21 protein-coding genes are annotated in these 22670 nt (G+C 70.8%); 17 read left to right on the top strand and 4 right to left on the bottom strand.

Annotated elements, in window-relative coordinates; genetic code table 11:
• The first annotated feature begins 46 nt into the window (after positions 1-46).
• Entirely contained in the window at positions 47-2425 is a 2379-nt protein-coding gene (locus KME78_RS34230) for a GcvT family protein (RefSeq protein WP_219533558.1), read from the top strand.
• On the opposite strand, the gene KME78_RS67405 is transcribed toward KME78_RS34230, so the two are convergent.
• From KME78_RS67405 to KME78_RS34215, 3 genes are read right to left on the bottom strand one after another with little or no spacing between them, the layout of a single operon-like run.
• Complete coding sequence (locus tag KME78_RS67405) at positions 2382-3158, bottom strand: GntR family transcriptional regulator (RefSeq protein ID WP_219533557.1); 777 nt, start codon at positions 3156-3158, stop codon at positions 2382-2384. The two genes, KME78_RS34230 and KME78_RS67405, sit on opposite strands and share 44 nt — an antisense overlap.
• Positions 3159-3175: 17 nt before the next feature.
• The gene (locus KME78_RS34220; protein WP_219533556.1) at positions 3176-4300 is read right to left on the bottom strand and encodes an NAD(P)H-dependent flavin oxidoreductase; all 1125 of its coding nucleotides are present in this window, start codon (positions 4298-4300) and stop codon (positions 3176-3178) included.
• Positions 4301-4316: 16 nt separating this feature from the next.
• Positions 4317-4985, bottom strand: coding sequence for an acyltransferase (locus KME78_RS34215; RefSeq protein ID WP_219533555.1), 669 nt, complete (start codon positions 4983-4985; stop codon positions 4317-4319).
• A 110-nt stretch (positions 4986-5095) separates the two neighbouring features.
• Here KME78_RS34215 and pyrG point away from each other — a divergent pair, with 110 nt between their 5' ends.
• The 9 genes from pyrG to KME78_RS34170 all read left to right on the top strand — a co-directional run bounded on the left by pyrG (position 5096) and on the right by KME78_RS34170 (position 15246).
• Complete coding sequence (gene pyrG, locus KME78_RS34210; RefSeq protein WP_219533554.1) at positions 5096-6772, top strand: CTP synthase; 1677 nt, start codon at positions 5096-5098, stop codon at positions 6770-6772.
• Positions 6769-7380, top strand: a complete 612-nt coding sequence (locus KME78_RS34205) for an NUDIX domain-containing protein (RefSeq protein ID WP_219533553.1) — start codon at positions 6769-6771, stop codon at positions 7378-7380. Before pyrG ends, KME78_RS34205 begins: the two co-directional genes overlap by 4 nt.
• A gap of 15 nt (positions 7381-7395) precedes the next feature.
• Positions 7396-8301 (top strand): site-specific tyrosine recombinase XerD, encoded by a 906-nt coding sequence (locus tag KME78_RS34200; protein WP_219533552.1) that lies wholly within the window; start codon positions 7396-7398, stop codon positions 8299-8301.
• Positions 8302-8417: 116 nt separating this feature from the next.
• Entirely contained in the window at positions 8418-9359 is a 942-nt protein-coding gene (locus tag KME78_RS34195; RefSeq protein WP_219533551.1) for a ParA family protein, read from the top strand.
• Complete coding sequence (locus tag KME78_RS34190; RefSeq protein ID WP_219533550.1) at positions 9356-10171, top strand: segregation and condensation protein A; 816 nt, start codon at positions 9356-9358, stop codon at positions 10169-10171. The genes KME78_RS34195 and KME78_RS34190 overlap by 4 nt, the downstream gene beginning before the upstream one ends.
• Before the next feature lie 757 nt (positions 10172-10928).
• The gene (gene scpB, locus KME78_RS34185; protein ID WP_308127244.1) at positions 10929-11489 is read left to right on the top strand and encodes an SMC-Scp complex subunit ScpB; all 561 of its coding nucleotides are present in this window, start codon (positions 10929-10931) and stop codon (positions 11487-11489) included.
• Positions 11486-13651: a pseudouridine synthase gene (locus tag KME78_RS34180; protein WP_308127241.1), complete on the top strand. Its 2166-nt coding sequence runs from the start codon at positions 11486-11488 to the stop codon at positions 13649-13651. Before scpB ends, KME78_RS34180 begins: the two co-directional genes overlap by 4 nt.
• A gap of 69 nt (positions 13652-13720) precedes the next feature.
• Positions 13721-14080: a chorismate mutase gene (gene aroH, locus KME78_RS34175; RefSeq protein ID WP_219533549.1), complete on the top strand. Its 360-nt coding sequence runs from the start codon at positions 13721-13723 to the stop codon at positions 14078-14080.
• Positions 14081-14148: 68 nt separating this feature from the next.
• Positions 14149-15246 (top strand): prephenate dehydrogenase, encoded by a 1098-nt coding sequence (locus KME78_RS34170; RefSeq protein ID WP_219533548.1) that lies wholly within the window; start codon positions 14149-14151, stop codon positions 15244-15246.
• Between the two features lie 7 nt (positions 15247-15253).
• On the opposite strand, the gene KME78_RS34165 is transcribed toward KME78_RS34170, so the two are convergent.
• Positions 15254-15658, bottom strand: coding sequence for a ricin-type beta-trefoil lectin domain protein (locus tag KME78_RS34165; protein ID WP_219533547.1), 405 nt, complete (start codon positions 15656-15658; stop codon positions 15254-15256).
• A gap of 27 nt (positions 15659-15685) precedes the next feature.
• On the opposite strand from KME78_RS34165, the gene KME78_RS34160 reads away from it, so the two are divergent.
• From KME78_RS34160 to KME78_RS34130, 7 genes are all read left to right on the top strand, one after another.
• Complete coding sequence (locus tag KME78_RS34160; RefSeq protein WP_219533546.1) at positions 15686-15988, top strand: hypothetical protein; 303 nt, start codon at positions 15686-15688, stop codon at positions 15986-15988.
• The gene (locus tag KME78_RS34155) at positions 15975-16274 is read left to right on the top strand and encodes a hypothetical protein (protein ID WP_308127240.1); all 300 of its coding nucleotides are present in this window, start codon (positions 15975-15977) and stop codon (positions 16272-16274) included. Before KME78_RS34160 ends, KME78_RS34155 begins: the two co-directional genes overlap by 14 nt.
• A 69-nt stretch (positions 16275-16343) precedes the next feature.
• Entirely contained in the window at positions 16344-17492 is a 1149-nt protein-coding gene (locus KME78_RS34150) for an NAD(P)/FAD-dependent oxidoreductase (protein ID WP_219533545.1), read from the top strand.
• A 118-nt stretch (positions 17493-17610) separates the two neighbouring features.
• The gene (cmk, locus tag KME78_RS34145) at positions 17611-18246 is read left to right on the top strand and encodes a (d)CMP kinase (RefSeq protein ID WP_219533659.1); all 636 of its coding nucleotides are present in this window, start codon (positions 17611-17613) and stop codon (positions 18244-18246) included.
• A 32-nt stretch (positions 18247-18278) separates the two neighbouring features.
• Positions 18279-19679 (top strand): ribosome biogenesis GTPase Der, encoded by a 1401-nt coding sequence (der, locus tag KME78_RS34140; protein ID WP_219533544.1) that lies wholly within the window; start codon positions 18279-18281, stop codon positions 19677-19679.
• Positions 19680-19943: 264 nt separating this feature from the next.
• On the top strand, positions 19944-21200 hold the full coding sequence (gene aspS, locus KME78_RS34135) for an aspartate--tRNA(Asn) ligase (RefSeq protein ID WP_219533543.1): 1257 nt from the start codon (positions 19944-19946) through the stop codon (positions 21198-21200).
• Positions 21201-21310: 110 nt separating this feature from the next.
• The gene (locus KME78_RS34130; protein WP_246652564.1) at positions 21311-22669 is read left to right on the top strand and encodes a sensor histidine kinase; all 1359 of its coding nucleotides are present in this window, start codon (positions 21311-21313) and stop codon (positions 22667-22669) included.
• Position 22670: the final 1 nt, after the last annotated feature.

Here is a 22670-nt window from a genome sequence, read left to right as displayed (position 1 = left end):
CCGCCACCCCCTAAACGGTCTAGACCTTTAGTGTAGCCTCGCCCGCATGAGCGACTCGGCCCGCATCGTGATCATCGGCGGCGGCGTGGGCGGCGCCTCCGTCGCCTACCATCTGACCCAGCTCGGCGAACGCGACGTCGTCCTGCTCGACCGCGACGAGCTGACCAGCGGCTCCACCTTCCACTCCGCCGGGCTCGTCGGCCAGCTGCGCGCCGACCCCACGCTGACCAGGATGAACCAGTACTCGGTCGAGCTCTATCGCACGCTCGACGCCGGCTGGACAGAGTGCGGCGGCATCAAGCTGGCCTCCACGGCCGAGCGGATGGCCGAGATCCGCCGCCAGATCGGCTGGGCGCGCACGTTCGGCCTGCCGCTGGAGGAGATCTCCGTCGCCGAGGCGGCCGAGCTGTTCCCGCTGATGGACCCGTCGGGCGTCGTCGGCGCGGCGTACCTGCCGACCGACGGGCAGATCGACCCCTCCGCGCTCTGCTACGCGCTGGCCGCCAAGGCCCGCGAGGGCGGCGCCCGCGTCCGGCCCAGGACCCGCGTGCTCGGCATCGACACCGAACGCGGCCGGGTCACGCGGGTCCGCACCGACCAGGGCGACATCGACTGCGAGGTGGTGGTGAACTGCGGCGGCATGTTCGCCGCCGAGATCGGCCGGATGGCCGGGGTGCGGATCCCGATCGTGCCGATGTCGCACCAGTACGTGGTCACCGACGCCTTCCACGAGCACAACGGCCTGCCGACGCTGCGCGACCCCGACCTGCTCGTCTACTACCGGCAGGAGGTGCAGGGCCTGGTCATGGGCGGCTACGAGCGCACCTGCGCCCCTTGGACGGCGGACGAGACCTCGTACGACGCCATCTCGGCCGACTTCAACGGCCGCCTGCTCGCCGAAGACTGGGACCGATTCACCGAAATTTCGGAGAATTCGCGGATCCGTGTGCCGGCCATGGCCGACGTCGGCATCCGCAAGATGATCAACGGCCCGGAGGCGTTCACCCCCGACAACGAGTTCTGCCTCGGCGAGACCGAGGTCGGCGGGTTCTTCGTGGCGGCCGGCTTCTGCGCGCACGGCATCGCGGGCGCTGGCGGCATCGGCAAGGTGATGGCCGAGTGGATCGTCGAGGGCGAGCCCGCCATGGACGTCTGGCACATGGACATCCGCCGCTTCGGCCGCCAGTACCGCTCCCCGTCCTACACCCTCGCCCGCGCGATCGAGAACTACGAGACCTACTACGACATCCGCTACCCCGGCCACGAGCGTTCGGCGGGCCGCCCGCTCAAGGTCTCCCCGGCCTACGGCTGGCACGCCGAGCACGGCGCCGAGTTCGGCGAGAAGGCGGGCTGGGAGCGGGTCAACTTCTACCGTTCGAACGAGCAGGACGGCACCGACGAGCGGCCCCCCGGCTGGGCCGGCCGGCTGTGGTCGCCCGCGATCGGGGTGGAGCACCGGGCCGTGCGGGAGACGGCGGGCCTGTTCGACGAGAGCTCGTTCGCCAAGATCGAGGTCTCCGGGCCGGACGCCGCCGAGCTGCTCGAATGGGTCTGCGACAACCGCGTCGCCCGCCGGGTGGGCGCGGTGACGTACACGCAGGCGCTCAACCGGCGCGGCGGCATCGAGTGCGATTTCACCGTCACCAGGCGGGCCGAGGACGAGTTCCTCATCGTGACCGGCACCGCGTTCGGCTCGCACGACCTGGGCTGGCTGCGCAAGCAGGCCGCGCTCAGGGACGCCCACGTGCGGATCGCCGACGTGACCGGCCAGTACGCCTGCTTCGCCCTGTGGGGGCCGCGCGCCCGCGACATCCTCGGGACGCTCACGCCCGACCCGCTCGACTTCCCGTTCATGTCCTCGCGCGAGCTCACCGTGGGCGACGTGCCGGTGCTGGCGCTGCGGGTGACGTACGTGGGGGAGCTGGGCTGGGAGTTGTACTGCTCCAGCGAGTACGGCCTGGCGCTCTGGCAGGCGCTGTGGCGGGCCGGCGGGGCGTACGAGCTGCGGGCCGGAGGCTACCGGGCCATCGAGAGCCTGCGCCTGGAGAAGGGCTACCGCGTCTGGGGCGCCGACATCGGGCCCGAGACCACGCCGTACGAGGCGGGGCTCGGCTTCTGCGTCAAGCTCGACAAGGACTTCCTCGGCAAGGACGCGCTCGACCCCGCCCCCGAGCGCCGGCTGCGCTGCCTGACGCTGGAGCCGGGGGCGATCGCGCTCGGCAACGAGCCGGTGCGCCTGGACGGCCAGGTCGTGGCCCGGATCACCTCCGGCGGCCACGGCTACACGATCGGAACGCCGATCGCCTACGCCTACCTGCCCGTGGGACCGGGCGTCAAGGTCGAGGTCGAGGTGGAGGGCGCCTGGGTGACCGGGACCGTGGTCAAGGAACCGCTCTACGACCCGGCGGGGGAGCGGGTGCGCTGAGACCGCTGCGGACGGAGATGCGCACCCGGTCGGAGCGGAACAGGTCGCGGGCGAACTCCACCGGCTCCCCGGCCGCCGCGTAGGCGGTGCGCTCGATCAGCATGAGCGGCGTGCCCGGCGCCACGCCCAGCTCGGCGGCCTCGTCGGACCTGGCGATGACCGGGTCGAGGTGCTCGACGGCCGTGCGTGGCTCCAGGTCGTAGCGCTCGGCGAGCAGCGCGTAGAGCGACCCGCCGAGATCCTCCTCCAGGAAGCCGGGCAGCGCGGGGAAGAAGGAGCGTTCGAGCGCCACCGGCGACTGGCCGGCCGAGCGCACCCTGACCACCTCGTGCACCGGCTCGCCCACGGCGGTCCGCAGCGCGGCGGCGACGGAGCGGGGGGCCGGGACGGTCGCGGCGAGCAGCACCCTGGCCTCGGCCTGAAGGTGGGCGCGCCGCATCTGCTCGGTGAACCCCGCCAGCCCCGTCAGATCGCACTCCACGCGCGGGTCGGCGACGAACGCGCCGCCCGACCTGCCCGGCAGCCTGATCAGGACGCCGTCGTGCTCCAGCGTCGCCAGCGCCTGCCTGAGCGTCATCCGGCTCACGCCCAGGCGGGCCGACAGCTCCCGCTCGCCCGGCAGCCGGTCGCCGGGCTCCATCTCGCCGCTGCCGATGGACTCCAGCAGCCACCGCTCGATCTGCACGTGCGCGGGGACACCGGTGCCGCGCTCGACCTCGGGTGTCCCGACCACACGCGCATCGTAGCTGGTCACTGCGACAAACTGGACAGCCGTTCCACCGCGTCGGCGAACTCGCTCACCATCTCGTAGACCACCTCGCGAGCGGGCTTGACCTGGTCGAGCTGGCCGACCACCTGCCCGACGAAGTAGTTGGCCAGCTCCACGGCCCCCGGCTCGCCACGCTCGGCGGCCAGGCCGACACGGGCCATCGCGGCCTCGGCCACCAGCATCTGCAGCGGCATCCCGAGCGGGCCGGGGCTCTCCTGCCCCGAGTCCCACTCCTCGGTCCAGGCCGACTTGAGCTGCCTGGCCGGCTTGCCGGTACGCGACCTGGACCTGACCGTGTCGAGCGAGGAGGCGGCCAGCAGCTTCCGCTTCACCGCGGGCGCCGTCTCCGCCTCCTCGGTGGTCAGCCAGACCGACCCGCACCACACGCCCTCGGCGCCGAGCGCCATCGCCGCCGCCATCTGCCGTCCCGAGGCGATGCCGCCCGCCGCCAGCACCGGCACCGGCGCGACCGCGTCCACGACCTGCGGCACCAGCACCATGGTGGCGATCTCGCCGGTGTGCCCGCCCGCCTCGGTGCCCTGCGCCACGATCAGGTCCGCACCCGCCGCCACCTGCCGGTGGGCGTGCTCGACGGTGCCGACCAGCGCGGCCACCGGTATGCCCGCCTGCCGGGCGGCGGCCACCATCTCCGGCGGCGGTGGCCCGAGCGCGCTGGCGATCAGGCCGATCGGATGCTTGAGCGCCACGTCGATCAGCCCGGTCGCGCCCGCCGCCGTCACCCGCCTGCCGAACTCGTCCGCCGAGGCGGCCACCGGCTGCGGCGGCGTGCTCACGCCGTACTTGGACAGCAGGTGCGTGACGAAGTCGCGGTGCCGTTCCGGGATGAAGTCGGTCAGATGGGCGTCGCGATCGAGCGCCGACGCGTCGAGCTTGCCGGGCACCAGCACGTCCACCCCGTACGGACGGCCGTTCACCCGCTCGTCGATCCAGGTGAGCTCGGTGTCGAGCTGCTCGGGCGTGTAGGCGATCGCGCCCAGGACGCCGAAGCCGCCCGCGTTCGTGACCGCGGCCACCACGTCACGGCAGTGGCTGAAGGCGAACAACGGGAACTCGACGCCGAGACGTTCGCAAAGAGCGGTCCGCATGGACCGACGCTAACCGTCAGAAGGTTGTTCGGTCCAGACCGTCCACGAGGGTGGGATCACGAGGCGGCGTGTGCCAGCCGAGCGCGGGATCGTAGCTGCGCACCAGCTTGGCGGGCACCCCCGCGACCACGCTGTGGTCGGGGAACTCCCCGCGCACGACCGCGCCGCCCGCCACCACGCACTGGCGGCCGATCCTGGTGCCGGGCAGGATGATCGCGCCCGCGCCGAGCCAGGAGCCCGCGCCGATCGATACCGGACTGTTGCGTGGCCACTGCCTGCCGATCGGCGTCTCCGGGTCGTCGTAGACGTGGTTCTGGTCGGTGATGTAGACGTACGGGCCGGTGAAGACGTGCTCGCCGATGTCGATCGACTGGTGGGCCACGATGTGCGAGCCCCGGCCGATCGAGCAGCCGCCGCCGATCCGCAGGATCGAGTCCGGGCCCAGGTCGACGCCGGGACCCATGCCGCAGGAGAGCGACACGCGCTCGCCGATCAGCGTGTGGTCGCCGATCTCGATCCACTGCTCGCCGAAGATCGCGCCCGGCGGGAAGGCGATGCTGACTCCGTCGCCCAAATGCCGGAAGCGGGTGCCGCCCGGACTGGCGGGAGTGATCGCCCCTGCCGCGCGGATCGCCTTGTAGGCACGGTGAATCAGCGCGCCCGTTGCCCGCCGTACTAATGACATAGGGCCCAAAGTTACCGCTAGGTCATGCCGTTCGGGCATGTCGGGGGCGTTGTTTGATATCCTGAGAGCCCGTGGACGCTTCGACCACAACTCGACCCACGGGAGCCCCTTTGCGCAGCGCATCGCAAACCAAGCATCTGTTCGTCACCGGCGGTGTCGCCTCCAGTCTCGGCAAGGGGCTCACCGCCTCCAGCCTGGGCCATCTGCTCAAGGGACGCGGTCTCCGGGTCACCATGCAGAAGCTCGACCCCTATCTCAACGTGGACCCCGGGACGATGAACCCGTTCCAGCACGGCGAGGTCTTCGTCACCGATGACGGATCCGAGACCGACCTCGACGTCGGCCACTACGAGCGGTTCCTCGACACCGATCTGCACGGTTCGGCGAACGTCACCACCGGCCAGGTCTACTCCAACGTCATCGCCAAAGAGCGGCGCGGCGAATACCTGGGCGACACGGTCCAGGTCATCCCGCACATCACCAACGAGATCAAGGACCGCATCCGGGGCATGGCGGGTCCTGAGGTCGACGTGGTCATCACCGAGGTGGGCGGCACGGTCGGTGACATCGAGTCGCTGCCGTTCCTGGAGGCCGTCCGCCAGATCAGGCACGAGGTCGGACGCGACAACGTCTTCTTCCTGCACGTGTCGCTGCTGCCGTACATCGGTCCCTCCGGAGAGCTGAAGACCAAGCCGACGCAGCACAGCGTGGCCGCGCTGCGCAGCATCGGCATCCAGCCCGACGCGATCGTGCTCCGCTCCGACCGGCCCGTGCAGACGGCGATCAAGCGGAAGATCAGCCTGATGTGCGACGTCGACGAGGACGCCGTCGTCTCGGCCGTGGATGCCGCCTCGATCTACGACATCCCCAAGGTGCTCCACTCCGAGGGGCTCGACGCGTACGTGGTGCGGCGGCTCGGCCTGCCCTTCCGCGACGTGGACTGGAAGGAGTGGGAGGAGCTCCTGCGCCGGGTGCACCGGCCGGCCAAGGAGGTCACGATCGCGCTGGTCGGCAAGTACATCGACCTGCCCGACGCCTACCTGTCCGTCACCGAGGCGCTGCGGGCGGGCGGGTTCGCCAACGACGCCCGGGTCAACATCCGCTGGGTCAAGAGCGACGACTGCGAGACGCCCGAGGGCGCCGAGCGCGAGCTCGACGGCGTCGACGGCGTGCTGATCCCCGGCGGGTTCGGCGTGCGCGGCATCGAGGGCAAGATCGGCGCGATCCGCCACGCCCGGGAGGGCAAGATCCCGCTCCTCGGCATCTGCCTCGGCATGCAGGGCATGGTCATCGAGGCCGCGCGCAACCTGGCGGGGCTCGAAGGGGCCAACTCCACCGAGTTCGACCCCGACGCCAAGGACCCGGTCATCTCCACGATGGCCGACCAGGAGGACGTCGTCGCCGGCGAACGCGACATGGGCGGCACCATGCGCCTGGGCAGCTACACCGCCAAGCTCGGCGAGGGCACCCTGGCCAGGCAGCTGTACGGCGGCAAGGCCAAGGTCGCCGAACGCCACCGTCACCGGTACGAGGTGGGCAACTCCTACCGCGAGCGGCTGGAGAAGGTCGGCATGGTGTTCTCGGGGCTGTCGCCCGACGGCCGCCTGGTCGAATACACCGAGCTGCCCGTCGAGGCCCACCCGTTCTTCATCGGCACCCAGGCCCACCCCGAGTTCCGCTCCCGGCCGACGCGGGCCAACCCGATGTTCAAGGGCCTGATCAACGCCGCGCTCGCCTACGCCGACAGCCGGGTGACCCCCAAGGTGACTCCGAAGGTGGCCAAGTGAGGGTCGAAGACACGCCCGAGGCGTGGGACGTCGTCGAATCCAAGGACCGGTTCGCGGGCCGGGTGGTCCGCGTGGTCACCGACACCGTCCGCATGCCGAAGGACACGGTCGCCGACCGCGACTACGTCGTGCATCCCGGGTCGGTCGCCGTGCTCGCGCTCGACGAGCGGGACCGGGTCCTGCTCATCCGTCAATACCGCCACCCGACCCGTCAGCTGCTCTGGGAGCTGCCCGCCGGGCTGCGCGACGTCGAAGGCGAACCGCTGGTCACCGGGGCCGCGCGGGAGCTGGCCGAGGAGGCCGGATACCGCGCCGAGACCTGGCACACCCTGGTCGACCTCTACACCTCGCCCGGCATGTCCAACGAGCGGATCCGGGTGTTCCTGGCCCGCGGCCTGTCGAAGATCCCCGACGCCGAGAACGGCTTCGTTCACGAGCACGAGGAGATCGACATGCCGGTCGAGTGGGTGCCCCTGACCGACGCGGTCGAAAGGGCGCTCATGGGAATGATCCACAATTCCCCGACCGTGGCCGGTATCCTCGCCGCATATGCGGCTTCGGTCGAGGGATTCGCCCTGTTGCGCCCTGCCGACGCCAAGGAGGCGTGACGGAAGGACCACTTCGTGGAGGCGGTGCTCTCCAGCTACCTCGCCCACCTGACGGTGGAGCGGGGCCTGGCTGCCAACACGCTGGCCTCCTACCGCCGTGACCTGCGCCGCTACGTCGAGCACCTGCGCTCACGCGGACGGGCGACGCTCGGCGAGGTGGGCGAGGCCGACGTCCTCGACTTCCTCGCCGCACTGCGTCAGGGCGACTGCGACCACCCCGCCCTCGTGGCCAGCTCGGCCGCGCGGGCGGTGTCGGCCGTCCGCGGCCTGCACCGCTTCGCGCTGCGCGAGGGCGTCACGGCCCACGACCCGGCGCACCAGGTACGCCCGCCGCGACAGCTCCGCAGGCTGCCCAAAGCGATCACCGTCGACGAGGTCGAGCGGCTCATCGCCGCCTCCGGCCCCGACGGCGCGCCGCTGACCCTGCGCAACCGGGCCCTGCTGGAGGTCCTGTACGGCACGGGCGCCCGCATCTCCGAAGCCGTCGGCCTGGCCGTGGACGACCTGGAGGCGGAGCAGGTACGGCTGCGCGGCAAGGGCAGCCGTACCCGCGTCGTCCCCCTGGGCCGCTACGCCCGCTCCGCGCTCGACGCCTACCTCGTCAGGGCCCGGCCCGGCCTCGTGGCCCACGGCCGGGGCACGCCCGCCGCCTTCCTCAACGCCAGGGGCGGCCGGCTCACCCGGCAGGGCGCCTGGGAGGTGCTCCAGGCCGCCGCCGAACGGGCCGGACTCGCCGGGATATCTCCGCACGTTCTCCGTCATTCCTTCGCAACCCACCTCCTCGACGGTGGCGCCGACGTTAGGGTGGTCCAGGAGTTGCTCGGCCACGCCTCGGTGACGACCACGCAGGTCTACACCCTGGTCACCGTCGACAAACTCCGCGAGGTGTACGCCGCCGCGCATCCCCGTGCCCGGCAGTGATCTATAGTCTTTTGCGACGTGCGGCACTTCGGCGTGCCGCCTTGCCGCGTTTAGTGGTGACGCCATAGTGTCCGTCCGGACGGTCCGGTTCGGGATCGTCAGGGAGGTTCGAGCTGGTGACTGTGAAGACCAACGGTTCGACCCCGGGGACCCCCGACAACCCCTGGGGTGACACGAAGACCAACACGCCCTCCGTGGGCGTGAATCTGGGTCCGACCCGGCGTCCCCGCCCGGTGTTCCCCGAACCTGTCGCGCCCGAGGTTCACGGGCCCGCGCGGGTGGTCGCGATGGTCAACCAGAAGGGTGGGGTCGGCAAGACCACCACCACCATCAACCTGGGCGCCGCGCTCGTCGAATACGGCCTCAAGGTGCTGCTCGTCGACTTCGACCCGCAGGGCGCGCTGTCCGTCGGCCTCGGCATCAACCCGCTCCAGCTCGACCTCACGGTCTACAACCTGCTGATGGAGCGCAACGTCACCGCCGAGGACGTGCTGCTGGAGACCGGCGTCGAGGGCCTCGACCTGCTGCCCAGCAACATCGACCTGTCCGCCGCCGAAGTCCAGCTGGTCACCGAGGTCGCCCGCGAACAGGTGCTCGGCCGGGTGATCAAGCCGCTGCTGCCGCACTACGACGTCTGCCTGATCGACTGCCAGCCGTCGCTCGGCCTGCTCACGATCAACGCGCTGACCTGCGCGCAGGGCGTCATGGTGCCGCTGGAGTGCGAGTTCTTCGCGCTGCGCGGCGTGGCCCTGCTCATGGACACCATCACCAAGGTGCAGGAACGCCTCAACGAGGACCTCGAGATCGAGGGCCTGCTCGCCACCATGTACGACGCCCGCACCCTGCACGGCCGCGAGGTGCTCGCCCGTGTCGTCGAGGCGTTCGGCGACAAGGTGTTCCACACCGTGATCAACCGCACCGTACGCTTCCCCGACGCCACGGTCGCCGGCGAGCCGATCACCACGTTCGACCCGTCGTCCCTCGGCGCGAACGCTTACCGTGAGCTGGCCAGAGAGGTGCTGTCCCGTTGGCCGGCGCCTGCCACAATGGCCAGGTGACGGAGGAGGCAGAGCCACAGGGGTTCAGGGTTCACCTGGACGTTTTCGAGGGGCCCTTCGACCTGCTCCTCGGCCTGATCTCCAAGCACAAGCTCGACATCACCGAGATCTCACTCTCCAAGGTCACCGACGAGTTCATCGCCTACATCCGGGCTCGCGGCCCCGAGTGGGATCTCGACGTGACCAGCCACTTCCTGCTGGTCGCGGCCACGCTCCTGGATCTCAAGGCGGCCCGTCTGCTGCCGTCGGGCGAGGTCGAGGACGAAGAGGACCTGGCGCTGCTGGAGGCCCGCGACCTGCTGTTCGCCAGGTTGCTGCAGTACAAGGCGTACAAGGAGGTGGCGAAGGTCTTCTCCGGCCGCATGGCCGAAGAGGCGCTGCGCTTCCCCCGCACCGCGCCCATGGAGCCGCAGTTCGCCAACCTGCTCCCGCAGCTCATCCTCGGCATCAGCCCGGACGACCTCGCCCGGATCGCCGCCCGCGCCTTCGTCCCCAAGCTCCCGCCCACCGTCAGCGTCGGACACATCTACCAACCGCTGGCCAGCGTGCGGGAGCAAGCCGCTATCCTGGTGGCGCACCTGCGGCGGATGCGGCGGGCCACCTTCCGGGCCCTGGTTGCCGACTGCGAAGGCACCATCGAGGTCATCGCCCGCTTCCTGGCGGTGCTGGAGCTCTTCCGGGAGTCCGCGGTCACCTTCGAACAGGTCGAAGCCCTGGGTGACCTGCACGTGACCTGGACCGGCTCGGACGACGGGGACGTCGCGGTGGGGGACGACTACGAGGAGAGCGCGGAGAAGACGGCTGATGAGTGACCGCTTGGACGACAACCCGCCGCACGACTCCGCCCCATTGCCCGCCTGGATGACCCTTCCGGGCTCCCTCGCCAACCAGAAGACCTCCGACACTTTGGATGAGCCGGAGGGTGGTGTGTCGCCTGGGGCGGACGATGGTCTGCAGGGTGTGTCGCGTGAGCCGGATGTGGCCGACGATCTGCGAGACCTGGCGCCTGAGGTGGATGCGGCGGTCGGTCTGCGGGACTTGGCGCCTGAGCCGGATGCGGCGGTCGGTCTGCGGGACTTGGCGCCCGAATCGGGTGTGGACGACGGTTGCCGTGACGCGGTGTCGGAGCCGGATTCGGCCGATGACCCCCAGGTCATGGTGTCGGAGCCGGGTCGGGCCGACGGCTTCGAGGACGTGACACTCGCCGACGGGGCTGCTCCACGGGCGGAGGGCGCGTCCTCCGAGCGGCCCCCCGCGGGCGGGTCTCCTGAGCCGGGCGCGCTTCCTGATCCGGACGAGGCGTCCTTCCTCGGCGCGACCGTGGCGGCTTCCTCCGGCGCCGGTCCGACTACGGCGGCTCCCTCCGGCGCCGACGAGACTGCGGCGGCCCCTTCTGGCGCCGGTGCGGCGGGTGGTGGTACGGCGGAGCGCGGCGCAATACGCGCGTCCGATCAGCCCGACGCAGATGTGCCCGATCAGCCGAGCGCGGGCGAATCCGTGCAGCCTGCTGCAGAAGTACCCGAGCAATCCCACCCAGACGCGTCCGAGCAACCCAGTTCGGGCGCGCCCATTGAACCCGCCGAAAGCGGGCCCACGCTTGGGGCGGCGCTTGAAGCCATCCTCATGGTCGTGGACGAACCCGTCCCCGACGTGACCCTGGCGCAGGTGCTCGAACGGCCTACCCATGAGGTGAGCACCGCACTTCGGGCCCTGGCCGCGGAATACACCCAAGCCGGACGGGGTTTCGATCTCAGGGAAGTCGCAGGCGGTTGGCGGTTCTACACGCGAGCCGACTGTGCCGCGCTGGTCGAGCGGTTCGTACGCGACGGCCAGCAGACCCGGCTTACCCAGGCCGCGCTGGAAACGCTCGCGGTCGTGGCCTACCGGCAACCGGTGAGCCGTGCACGTGTCGCCGCGGTCCGCGGCGTCAACAGCGACGGCGTCATGCGGACGCTCGTCGCCAGGGGGCTGGTCGAAGAGGCCGGCACCGACCCGGAGAGCCAGGCAGTGCTCTACCGGACAAGCTCATACTTCCTTGAACGCCTGGGACTGAAGGACATCGGCGAACTCCCCGAGCTCGCCCCCTTCCTCCCCGACGACGTGGAAAACCTCGAGGAGAATACAAAGTGATCAACAGGCGCAGCACCCCGTCCGGTGATGGACGCGGTCGTGGACGCACCGGCGGCGCAAGCCGTAGCGGCCGTCCCGCCTTCCGTTCGGACGACTCGCGCGGCGGCCCCCGCCGTGAGGGGTTCCGTGGCGGTTCCCACCGAGACGATTCCCGCGGCGGACCGCGCCGCGACGACAGTGACCGCGGCGGCAGCCGCGACTCCGGAAGCGAGCTGGGCTCCGGCCGCGACTCGCTCCGCGCCGACCGTGGCGGCTCCCGCGCCCGGTACGGCAGGCCGGCCTCCGGCGACGCCCGCGACCGCTCCGGCTCCACGGGCGACCGGGGCGGCTACGACCGTCCTTCCCGCGACGACCGTCCTTCCCGCGACGACCGTACGTCCTCGCGCGACGACCGCCCTTCCCGCGACGACCGCACATCCTCCCGCGACGACGACCGTTCGGCGCCCAGAAGCGACCGCGGCGGCTACGGTACGCGGTCCCGAGACGACCGCGGCGGCTACTCGCAGTCCCGTGGTGACCGAGGCGGATATGGCGCGCAGCCGCGCGGCGACCGTGGCTACGGCGCGTCCTCCCGTGGCGAGGGCGGCGGCTATGGCTCGTCGTCCGGGGGCGACCGTGGCGGATACCGCTCCGACCGCACCGGCTCCGGCCCTGGCGACCGCGCCGGGTCCGGTTCCCGCGAGCGCGGCGCCCGTGACGGCTCCCGTCCCCAGCGCCGTGACGACCGCGGCGGCTTCCGTACCGACCGTGGCGGCTTCCAGCCGGACCGCCGTGCCGACCGCGGTGGCTTCCGTCCCGAGCGTACGGACGACCGTGGTGGTTTCCGTTCCGAGCGGCGTGACGATCGCGGTGGCTTCCGCTCCGACCGTGGCGGTTTCCAGTCGGACCGCCGTGACGACCGGAGCGGCTTCCGTTCCGACCGCAGTGACGACCGTGGCGGCTCCGCCTCCCGGGAGCGCGGTGCCCGTGACGGCTCCCGTCCCCAGCGCCGTGACGACCGCGGCGGCTTCCGCTCCGACCGTGGCGGTTTCCAGTCGGACCGCCGTGACGACCGCGGTGGCTTCCGTTCCGACCGCAGCGATGACCGTGGTGGTTTCCGTCCCGAGCGGCGTGACGACCGTGGCGGCTTCCGGGCCGACCGTGGTGGGCGCAGGGAAGGCGGTCCCCGTAGCGAGTCCGCACGGACCGGCTACGGCCGCGGAGAGTCCTCCACCCGAGCCCGCTTCGGACGCCGTGACGACGCCGGCTCGCGACGCGAGGACAGCCGCCCGAGCCGTACCCCGAGACGCGACGACGTTCAGACCATCGGGGGCCGTACCTCCGGCGGGACGGGCAGCGCCGCGCCCCGCGACAGGTTCAAGACCGCTCGCCAGCCCATGCGGGACCGCAACTTCTACCCCGAGGGCTACTCCGACGAGCGCGACACCACCGAGGTCCCCGGCGGCGTACGGCTGCAGAAGGTGCTCGCCCAAGCGGGCGTCGCCAGCCGCCGCGCCTGCGAGGAGATGATCGGTGACGGTCGCGTCACGGTGAACGGGCAGGTCGTACGGCGGTTCGGGGCCAAGGTGGACCCCGCCGCGCAGGTCATCCACGTGGACGGCAAGCGCATCCCGACCGCCCCCGACCTGGTCTACTACGCCATCAACAAGCCCATCGGCGTCGTGTCCACCATGGACGACCCGCAGGGCCGCCCGTGCCTGGCCGACTACGTGCAGGAGCTCGCGCCGCGGCTGTTCCACGTGGGCCGGCTCGACACCGAGACCGAGGGGCTGCTGCTGCTCACCAATGACGGCGAGCTGGCCAACCGGCTGACTCACCCGAGTTACGGGGTGCAGAAGAAGTACTGGGCGAAGGTCCCCGGGCCGATCCCGCGTGATCTGAGCAAAAGGCTCAAGCAGGGCATCGAGCTCGAGGACGGCATCGCCAAGGCCGACTCCTTCTCGATCGTGCAGGAGCACGGCCAGCAGGCGCTGGTTGAGATCGTCCTGCACGAAGGCCGCAACCACGTCGTCCGGCGGATGCTGGAGGAGGCGGGTCATCGCGTGATCGACCTGGCCAGGATCGAGTTCGGGCCGGTCAAGCTGGGCCGTACCAAGGCGGGCACCGTCAGGGCGCTGTCCCTGCACGAGGTCGGTGAGCTTTACGCGGCCGTGAAGCTGTAATCTGGCGGGAACGCAGGAGCCCGTGCGAACCTCCGCACGGGCTTCACCGCTATAGAGGGGACGGATCACATGGTGCGGGCGATCCGCGGGGCGATCCAGGTGGACGCCAACAACCGTGAGGCGATCATCGAAGCGACCACGGAGCTGGTCAGCGAGCTGATGGAGCGCAACCGGCTGACCACCGACGATGTGATCAGCGTGCTGTTCACGGCGTCTCCCGATCTGACGGCGGAGTTCCCGGCGCTGGCGGCGCGGAAGCTCGGCTTCCACGACGTGCCGCTGATCTGCTGCACCGAGATCGACGTGCCGGGCGCGCTGCCCCGGGTCGTACGCCTGATGGCCCACGTCGAGACCGACCGGCCGCGTTCCGAGATCCAGCATGTCTACCTGCGCGGCGCCGTCGCGCTGCGCCAGGACATCGCTCAGTAAACGACCACCAGTAGACGAAGTTTCACCCGACAGAGCTTCTCCGACGCCCGATAAATCAGGACATGTAGATGGCCTCCGAACTCCGCACCGTGCTCGTAGTCGGCACCGGTCTCATCGGCACCTCCATGGCGCTGGCCCTGCGCCAGCGCGGAGTGCGCGTGCTGCTCGCCGACCACGACCAGGGAGCGGTACGGCTGGCCCGGGAGCTCGGCGCGGGCGAGGAATGGCACCCCGAGGCCGGCACCCCGGCCGAGCCGATCGATCTCGCGGTGATCGCGGTGCCGCCCGCGCACGTCGCAAGCGAGCTGCTGGCCCTGCAGCGCAACGGCACCGCCACGTTCTACACCGACGTGGCCAGCGTCAAGGTGGAGCCCATCGAGCGGGCCGGCCAGCTGGGCTGCGACCTGTCCACCTACGTTGCCTCCCACCCCCTGGCCGGACGCGAGAAGTCGGGCCCCGGAGCCGCCAGGGCCGACCTGTTCCTGGGCCGTCCGTGGGCGCTCTGCCCCACCCCTGACGCCACCCCGGAGGCCCGGGCGGCCGTACAACAGCTGGTGGAGCTCTGCGGCGGCAACCCCGTCGAGGTGGACGCCGCCGACCACGACCGGGCCGTGGCGGTCGTCTCGCACGCGCCGCACGTGACCGCGTCCGCCGTCGCCGCCCGGCTGGCCGACGCGTCCGACATCGCGCTCGGCCTGGCCGGGCAGGGGATCCGCGACGTCACCAGGATCGCGGGCAGCGACCCGGGACTCTGGCTGGGCATCCTGTCGGGCAACGCGGCCCCGGTGGCCGAGGTGCTGGAGGCCGTCTCCCGCGACCTGTCCGAGGCCGCGACGGCGCTCCGCGCGCTGGCCGACGGCGACGGCACCGCCACGCAGGAGCTCACCCAGCTGCTCAAGCGCGGCGTGGCCGGTCACGGCCGCATCCCCGGCAAGCACGGCGGCCCCGCGCCCGCGTACGTGGTGGTCCAGGTCGTCGTGGGCGACCGCCCCGGCCAGCTGGCCAGGCTCTTCCAGATCTGCGACGAGGTCGGCGTGAACGTCGAGGACGTACGCCTGGAGCACGCTCCTGGCCTGCCCTTGGGCATCGCCGAGGTCTCCGTGCAGCCCGACGCGGCGGCCGTGCTCACCAAGGCCCTGCACGAACGCGGCTGGCAGGTCCCCTAGTTACCGTTCACGACCTGGTCCATCTCTGGGTGGCCCGGCCGTTGCAGGTGGCGATGGTCACGCCGGAGGTGTTGGCGGTGCCGGTGACGCTGAGGCAGAGGTTGTTGGCCCCGTTGGTGACGGTGCCGTTGGTGTGGCAGTCGTAGATCTGCAGCTGGGTGCCGTTGGCGCCGGCGCTGTTCGGCGAGTCCACACACCGCCCGGCCCCCTCGTTACGCAGCCGGAACGAAGGGGTCGGGGTGGCAGGGTCCAAACTGCCGGGCACTGAGCGCAGTGCGTTGTACCAGACGGTGGCCATCTTGCTGTAGCCGCCGGCATTGGGGTGGACGCCGTCGGCGAGGTCGGCAGTGGTCAGGGCGCTGTACATGTCGACCAGAAGCGTCGCGGTTGACCATCGTCTCCACCTGCGCATGCTTACCTCTATCCGGGGTGGGGGTAGGTGACCGGCGTCCAGCCGGCAGTCTCGACCACCGTCCCCTCGTCCGGGGAGCCGGTGCTGGTGGGCACGATCGGTCGCAGCGCGCTCATCGACGGGCTCGTGACGGCCGGGAAGCTGGACGTCGCCGCCATCCGCGGCAAGTGGGAGACCTCGCTGCAGCAAGTGGTGGAGAATCCCATGGCCGGGGTGAGCCGCGCGCTGGTGATCGTCGGCAGCGACCAGCGCGGCACCATCTTCCACCACGGCCGGCACGTACACCGTTTGGGCGTATCTGTCGCCCAGGAACAACGTGCTGTCCGGTAGCGGGCTGCGGTACGCGGTGTCGATCGACGATCAGGCGCCGAAGACCGTCGACATCACGACGGCCACCGGGGCCAACGACACCACCATGAACAAGGGCTGGGAGATGAACACCACCGACGCGGCGAACCGCACGTCGACCACGTTCACCGTGTCCACTCCCGGCGCGCACACGCTCAGGTTCTGGATGGTCGACCCGACCGTGGTCGTGCAGAAGCTGGTGGTCGCGACCGGCGACCTGGCTGAGAGCTACCTCGGCCCGCCAGAGAGCTACTTCGCATCCGGCTGATGTCACATCCCCGGCTTCTCGCTCCGTCTTCAGTGCGGAATCCACCCGCAACCGCGAGGAGACAGGGACATGACGAACATCCTGATACTGGGCGCCGGCTACACGGGCATCGCGGCGGCGATCAGGGTCGCCACCAGGACCCGCCGCCACGGCGGGAAGGTGACGCTGGTCAGCGCCGCGCCGAGGTTCACCGAACGGCTGCGGCTGCACCAGACCGCCGCGGGCGAACGGCTGGACGACCACGCGATCGCCGACATCATCTCCGGAACGGGCATCGACCTCGTCCTCGGCCGCGTGACCGCCCTCGACCCCGCCCGCCACGAGGTCATCGTGGACGGCGGGCGGGTGATCGGGTACGACAAGCTGATCTACGCCCTGGGCACCGTCACGGACCTCTCGACCCCGGGCGTGGCCGAGCACGCCTACGTCTACGACGACCACGACCAGGCCGTACGGCTCGCGCACCGGCTCGGCGAACTCGACAGGGGCACGGTCGTCGTGGCCGGTGGCGGCCTGACCGGGGTCGAGTCGGCGACCGAACTGGCGGAGGCGCACCCGAACCTGCGCGTCGTCCTGCTCAGCCGGGGCCGTCCGGGCTCGATGATGGGGGACAAGGCCCGCGCGTACGTCGACAAGGCGATGGCCCGGCTGGGCATCCAGGTACGGTGCGGCGCCGACGTCGTCAAGGTGCTGCCGGACGCCGTCGAGCTGTCCGACGGCGAACTGGTCGACTCCGACGCGACGCTCTGGACCGCCGGCACCAGAGGGCTGCCGCTGGCCGCCGAGGCCGGGCTGACGGTGGACGGGCAGGACAGGATCGTGGTCGACTCCGCGCTCCGCTCGGTGTCCCACCCGGACGTCTACGCCGTGGGCGACGCCGCCGCGGTGCGCCAGCCGTACGGCGTCATGCACGGGACCTGCCAGGGCGGCATCCCGACGGGCCTGCACGCGGCCGACGCGCTCGCCGACGGGCTGCTCGGCCGCCGGGTGAAGGCGCTCCGCTTCGGGTACGTCCATCAGCCGCTCAGCCTCGGGCGCGAGGACGCGGTCATCCAGTTCACCCACCCCGATGACACGCCACGCAGGTGGTACCTGACGGGGCGGTGGGCCATCGCCTACAAGGAGACCGTGAGCAGCAGCCCGATGCCCACCTACCGTTTGCTCAAGCGCGGGCTGGTGCCGGTCGGCCTGTTCCGGTTGACGGCGGGCCTCAAGTGAACGGTCAGTCTCCCGGACGGCCGCTCTACCGGCCTATCGCGTCGTCGAGAGGCGGTAGCCTCTTCAGGTTGGAGAAGAACGTGAAGAGGGAGAGGCCGTGACCGGTCTGGTCGTCGCCATGGACGGTCCTTCGGGGTCGGGTAAGTCGAGTGTGTCGCGCGGAGTCGCCCGGGCGCTCGGGCTGCGTTACCTGGACACCGGGGCGATGTACCGTGCGATGACCTGGTGGATGCTCCAGCAGGGCGTCGATCTGACCGATCCCGCCGCTGTCGCGGCCCGCGCGGGCGAGCCCGAGATCACCTGCGGCACCGACCCCGACGGCCCGTCCATCCAGGTCGGCGGTGTCGACGTGGCAGGGCCGATCCGGGAGGCCGAGGTCACCGGGGCGGTCTCCGTCGTCGCGGCGGTTCCCGAGGTGCGCGCGCGTCTCGTGCAACTGCAGCGGGAGATCATCGGCGCCGGCGACATCGTGGTCGAAGGCCGCGACATCGGCACCGTGGTCGCCCCCGACGCCGCCGTCAAGGTCTACCTGACGGCCAGCGCCGAGGCCCGTGCCCTGCGTCGTACGGCGGAGCTGGCCGGCACCACGGTGGAGGCGCAGCAGGCCGCCATGGCCCGGCGCGACACCCTCGACTCCACACGTAAAGCGGATCCACTCTCGATGGCGGATGGCGCCGTCGAGCTCGACACCACGCCGCTGACCCTCGAAGAGGTCATCGGCGAGGTGCTGAGTCTGGTCAAGGAGCGCACCTGACAAGGTGCGGCACTCACAAAGGATGAAAAATCGTGTCTACGGGGGATTGGGTCGAGGCTGACCTCGGCGATCTCGAAGTATCCGACGACGTCGTCGACAGCGGCCCGCAGCCGGTCGTGGCCATCGTCGGCCGGCCCAACGTGGGCAAGTCCACGCTGGTCAACCGCATCATCGGCCGCCGCGAGGCGGTCGTCGAAGACGTGCCGGGCGTCACCCGCGACCGCGTCACCTATGACGCCAACTGGCGCGGGCGCCGCTTCACGGTCGTCGACACCGGCGGCTGGGACCCCGACGCCACCGGGATGAACCTGCGCATCGCCGACCAGGCGCGGGTCGCGGTCGAGCTGGCCGATGTGATCGTGTTCGTCGTTGACGCCACCGTGGGCGCGACCGACGCCGACGAGACGGTCGGCTCCGTCCTCCGCCAGTCGGGCAAGCCGGTCATCCTGGCCGCCAACAAGGTCGACAACCAGCAGCTGGAGCTGGAGGCCGCCTCGCTCTGGGCGCTCGGCCTCGGCGAGCCGCAGCCGGTGTCGGCCCTGCACGGCCGTTCCAGCGGCGACCTGCTCGACGTGATCCTCGAGGCGCTGCCCGAGACGCCGGAGCTGAAGTTCGACGCGGAGCGCGGCCCCTACCGGGTGGCGCTGCTCGGCAAGCCCAACGTCGGCAAGTCCTCGCTGCTCAACAAGCTGGCGGGGGAGGAGCGGGTGCTGGTCGACCCGATGGCGGGCACCACCCGCGACCCGGTCGACGAGCTGATCGAGCTGGGCGGCAAGACCTGGCGCTTCGTCGACACCGCCGGCATCAGGCGGCGCGACCGCGAGCTGCAGGGCGCCGACTTCTACGCCGCCATGCGCACCAGGGCCGCCCTCGAACGCTCCGAGGTGGCGATCGTGCTGATCGACGCCAGCGAGGTGCTCACCGAGCAGGACCTGCGGATCATCGGCCTGGTGATCGAGTCGGGCCGGGCGATGGTGGTCGCGTTCAACAAGTGGGACCTGGTCGACGAGGACCGCCGCTACTACCTGGAGAAGGAGATCGACCGGCAGCTCGTCCGCACTCCGTGGGCGCTGCGGGTCAACATCTCCGCCAAGACCGGGCGCCACATGGACCGGCTCGTCCCGGCACTGGAGAAGGCGCTGGACTCGTGGTCGTCGCGGGTGCCGACGTCCAGGCTCAACGCGTTCCTGACCGACCTGGTGCACCAGACGCCGCCGCCGGTGCGGAGCGGCAAGCAGCCGAAGATCCTCTTCGCCACGCAGGCGTCGGTGGAGCCGCCCAAGTTCGTGCTGTTCACCTCGGGTTGGCTCGAGGACACCTACCGCCGGTTCATCGAACGCCGGCTCCGCGAGGAGTTCGGCTTCGCCGGGTCGCCGATCGACGTGTCGATGAAGATCCGCGAAAAGCGGAAGGGCGGCCAGCCCAAGAAGTAGTACGATCATCGGCAACACGTGGACGGAGACGAGTAGCCGAAGGCCCGCGCGGGCCGGAGAGAGCCGCCGGTAGCTGTGAAGGCGGCCCCGCGCCCTTCGGCGAAGACACTCCCGAGTGCGGGGAGGAAATGCCCCGCCGGTCTGACCCCCGTTATCGGGTCGTGGAGGCCGCCCCGTCGTGGGCGGCGAAAGTGCGGTGGCACCGGGAGTTCCCTTCTCCCCCGCACTCCCAAGGGATCATGCAATTCCTCGTGAGGAGCTGTGATGATCTCTCGTGTCCTGTCGGCGGAGCTCGCTGAGCACGCCGGACAACGAGTGACGATCGCCGGTTGGGTCCATCGCCGCCGGCGGCTCAAATCCGTGTCCTTCCTGGTCGTCAGGGACCGCAGCGGGCTCGCCCAGGTGGTGGCGCCCGGCGCGGTCCCGGGGGAGGAGACGGTCGTCCAGGTGACGGGCGTCGCGACCGCGAACCCGCAGGCGCCGGGTGGCGTCGAGCTCACGGAGCCGGAGATCGAGGTGCTGGCCGAGCCCACTGAGGCGCCGCCGTTCGACCTCTACCGGCCCGTCGTGCCCGCCGCGCTGCCCACGATCCTCGACCACGCGCCGGTCGCGCTGCGCCATCCGCGGCTCCGGGCACCGCTGGAGATCTCGGCGGCGAGCGTGGCCGGGTTCCGCCGGGCGCTGGACCGGCTCGGGTTCACCGAGATCCACACGCCCAAGATCGTCGCCTCGGCCACCGAGTCGGGCGCGAACGTCTTCGGCATCGACTACTTCGGGCGCCCCGCCTACCTCGCGCAGTCGCCGCAGTTCTACAAGCAGGCGATGGTCGGCGTGTTCGAGCGGGTGTACGAGGTGGGCCCGGTCTTCCGGGCCGAGCCGCACGACACGGTCCGCCACCTGGCCCAGTACACCAGCCTGGACGCCGAACTGGGCTTCGTGCGCGACCACCGCGACGTGATGGCCGTGCTGCGCGAGGCGGTGGCGGGCATGCTGGAGGTGGTACGGGGGCAGCCCGCGATCGACCTGCTCGGCGTGGCGCTGCCGGAGGTGCCCGCCGAGATCCCGGCGATCCACTTCACGCAGGCGCAGCGGCTCACGGGCGAGTTCGAGCCGGACCTGTCGCCGGAGCAGGAACGGTGGCTGTCGGAGTGGGCGGTGCGGGAGCACGGGTCGGAGTTCCTGTTCGTCACGGGATATCCGATGGCCAAGCGCCCGTTCTACACGCATCCGGACCCGCTGCGTCCGGGCTACTCGAACGGCTTCGACCTGCTGTTCAGGGGGTTGGAGCTGGTGACGGGTGGTCAGCGGCTGCACCGGCACCAGGACTACCTCGACGCGCTCGCCGCGCGGGGTGAGGATGCCGGGCCGTACGAGGGGTATTTGCGGGCCTTCGCGCATGGCATGCCGCCGCACGGGGGGTTCGCGCTGGGCCTCGAGCGCTGGACGGCGCGTCTGGTGGGCGCGGCGAACATCCGTCAGGCGACGTTGTTCCCGCGCGACCTGCACCGGCTCTCGCCGTGAAAACCGCTCATGGCCACGTTCTTGGTGCATAGTTTGTGGCGTCTTGCCGGTCCCCTGCCTCAGCCTCGGACGATGCGCATTTAGCGTGATCGTCAGGTGGATGGAGGGGCATGGTGAGCTTGCGGCGCGACTGGTCCGTGCGGACTCGGATGACGCTGCTGTCCGGTGTCGTCATGGCGTTGCTGTGCGCGATCTTCAGCGGGACGATCCTGGGGAGCGCTCACGACCATGCCACGGATGATCAGGCGGACCGGATTCTGGCCGCGGACCTACGGGCGGTCCGTTACATCCTGCTGGATCAGATCCCTCCCGTGCTGCCCGACCTCGGCGTCGCCGCCATCCAGGTGGTCGACCCGGCCGGCCGGGTCGTGACGTCCACCGAGCGGATGGCCGGCCAACCGCGGATGGCCACTTTCTCCCTGCCCGGGGAGAACCTGCGAGCGGACCGGGTCGTCTGCAGCGTGCCGAGCTTCCCGGGCAAGTGCATGATCGTCGAGGCCATAAAGATCCACAAGGACGGAACCGAATACATCGTCTACGGCGCCGATGCCGTCATCCCGTGGTACGTCGACCGCTCGTTCCTGGCCCGGCTCCTGATCGGATCTGTGCTGCTGGTCGGCGCCACGGCGTTCGGAGCCTACCGTACCGTCAGCAAGACTCTCGACCCGGTCGACGCCATCAGCGCCGAGCTGGCCGAGATCACCTCGACCGACCTGGGCCGCCGCGTGCCCGTGCCCGAGCACCACGACGAGATCCGGAAGCTGGCCGAGGCCGCGAACCTGACGCTGGACCGGCTGGAGGCGACGGTCGAGCAGCAGCGGCGCTTCGCCACCGACGCCTCGCACGACCTGCGCAGTCCCATCACCGCCATGCGCACCCAGGTGGAGGAGGCGCTGCTGCACCCGGACGAGGCGGACTGGCCCGCCATGACGCGAGCCCTGCTGGCCAGCCTCGACCGGCTGGAGGCGATCGTCGTCGACCTGCTGGTGCTCGCCCGGCTCGACTCCGGTGCCGCGCGCGCGGACGACAGTGTGAACCTGAGCCAGCTGATCGAGTCCGAGCTGGGACGCCGCGCCCTTCAGGTGCGCATCGTGACGAACCTCCAGCCGGGCGTGGTCCTCAGCGGGGACCGGCTGCAACTCGGCCGGCTGCTCACCAACCTCATGGACAACGCCGCCCGGCACGCCACCTCCAGCGTGGCGGTCTCGGTCAGCCTCGAGGGCGACGAGGCGGTGCTCGAGATCAACGACGACGGCCCCGGCATCCCGCCCGACCTGCGGGAGTTCGTGTTTCAGCGCTTCACCCGGCTGGATGCCGCCCGTAGCAAGGACAAGGGGGGTACGGGACTCGGCCTGGCGATCGCCAGGGAGATCGCCGAGCGCCACGGCGGGACGCTGACCATCGAGGACTCGGAGCGAGGCGCACGATTTGTCCTAAAAATCCCTATCAGCGGTCAAGGCGATGACTGAA

This window comes from Nonomuraea guangzhouensis (assembly GCF_019396345.1).
In the GTDB taxonomy this organism is placed as follows: domain Bacteria; phylum Actinomycetota; class Actinomycetes; order Streptosporangiales; family Streptosporangiaceae; genus Nonomuraea; species Nonomuraea guangzhouensis.
The sequence above is the reverse complement of the archived record's forward strand: the minus strand, read 5'-3'. Positions and strand labels throughout refer to the sequence as shown.

Coding starts and splice junctions, on each gene's coding strand:
- KME78_RS34230 (WP_219533558.1), top strand. CDS start 47: ATGAGCGACTCGGCCCGCATCGTGATCATCGGCGGCGGCGTGGGCGGC.
- KME78_RS34220 (WP_219533556.1), bottom strand. CDS start 4,300: ATGCGGACCGCTCTTTGCGAACGTCTCGGCGTCGAGTTCCCGTTGTTC.
- KME78_RS34215 (WP_219533555.1), bottom strand. CDS start 4,985: ATGTCATTAGTACGGCGGGCAACGGGCGCGCTGATTCACCGTGCCTAC.
- aroH (WP_219533549.1), top strand. CDS start 13,721: ATGGTGCGGGCGATCCGCGGGGCGATCCAGGTGGACGCCAACAACCGT.
- KME78_RS34170 (WP_219533548.1), top strand. CDS start 14,149: ATGGCCTCCGAACTCCGCACCGTGCTCGTAGTCGGCACCGGTCTCATC.
- KME78_RS34165 (WP_219533547.1), bottom strand. CDS start 15,658: ATGCGCAGGTGGAGACGATGGTCAACCGCGACGCTTCTGGTCGACATG.
- KME78_RS34150 (WP_219533545.1), top strand. CDS start 16,344: ATGACGAACATCCTGATACTGGGCGCCGGCTACACGGGCATCGCGGCG.
- cmk (WP_219533659.1), top strand. CDS start 17,611: ATGGACGGTCCTTCGGGGTCGGGTAAGTCGAGTGTGTCGCGCGGAGTC.
- aspS (WP_219533543.1), top strand. CDS start 19,944: ATGATCTCTCGTGTCCTGTCGGCGGAGCTCGCTGAGCACGCCGGACAA.
- KME78_RS34130 (WP_246652564.1), top strand. CDS start 21,311: ATGGTGAGCTTGCGGCGCGACTGGTCCGTGCGGACTCGGATGACGCTG.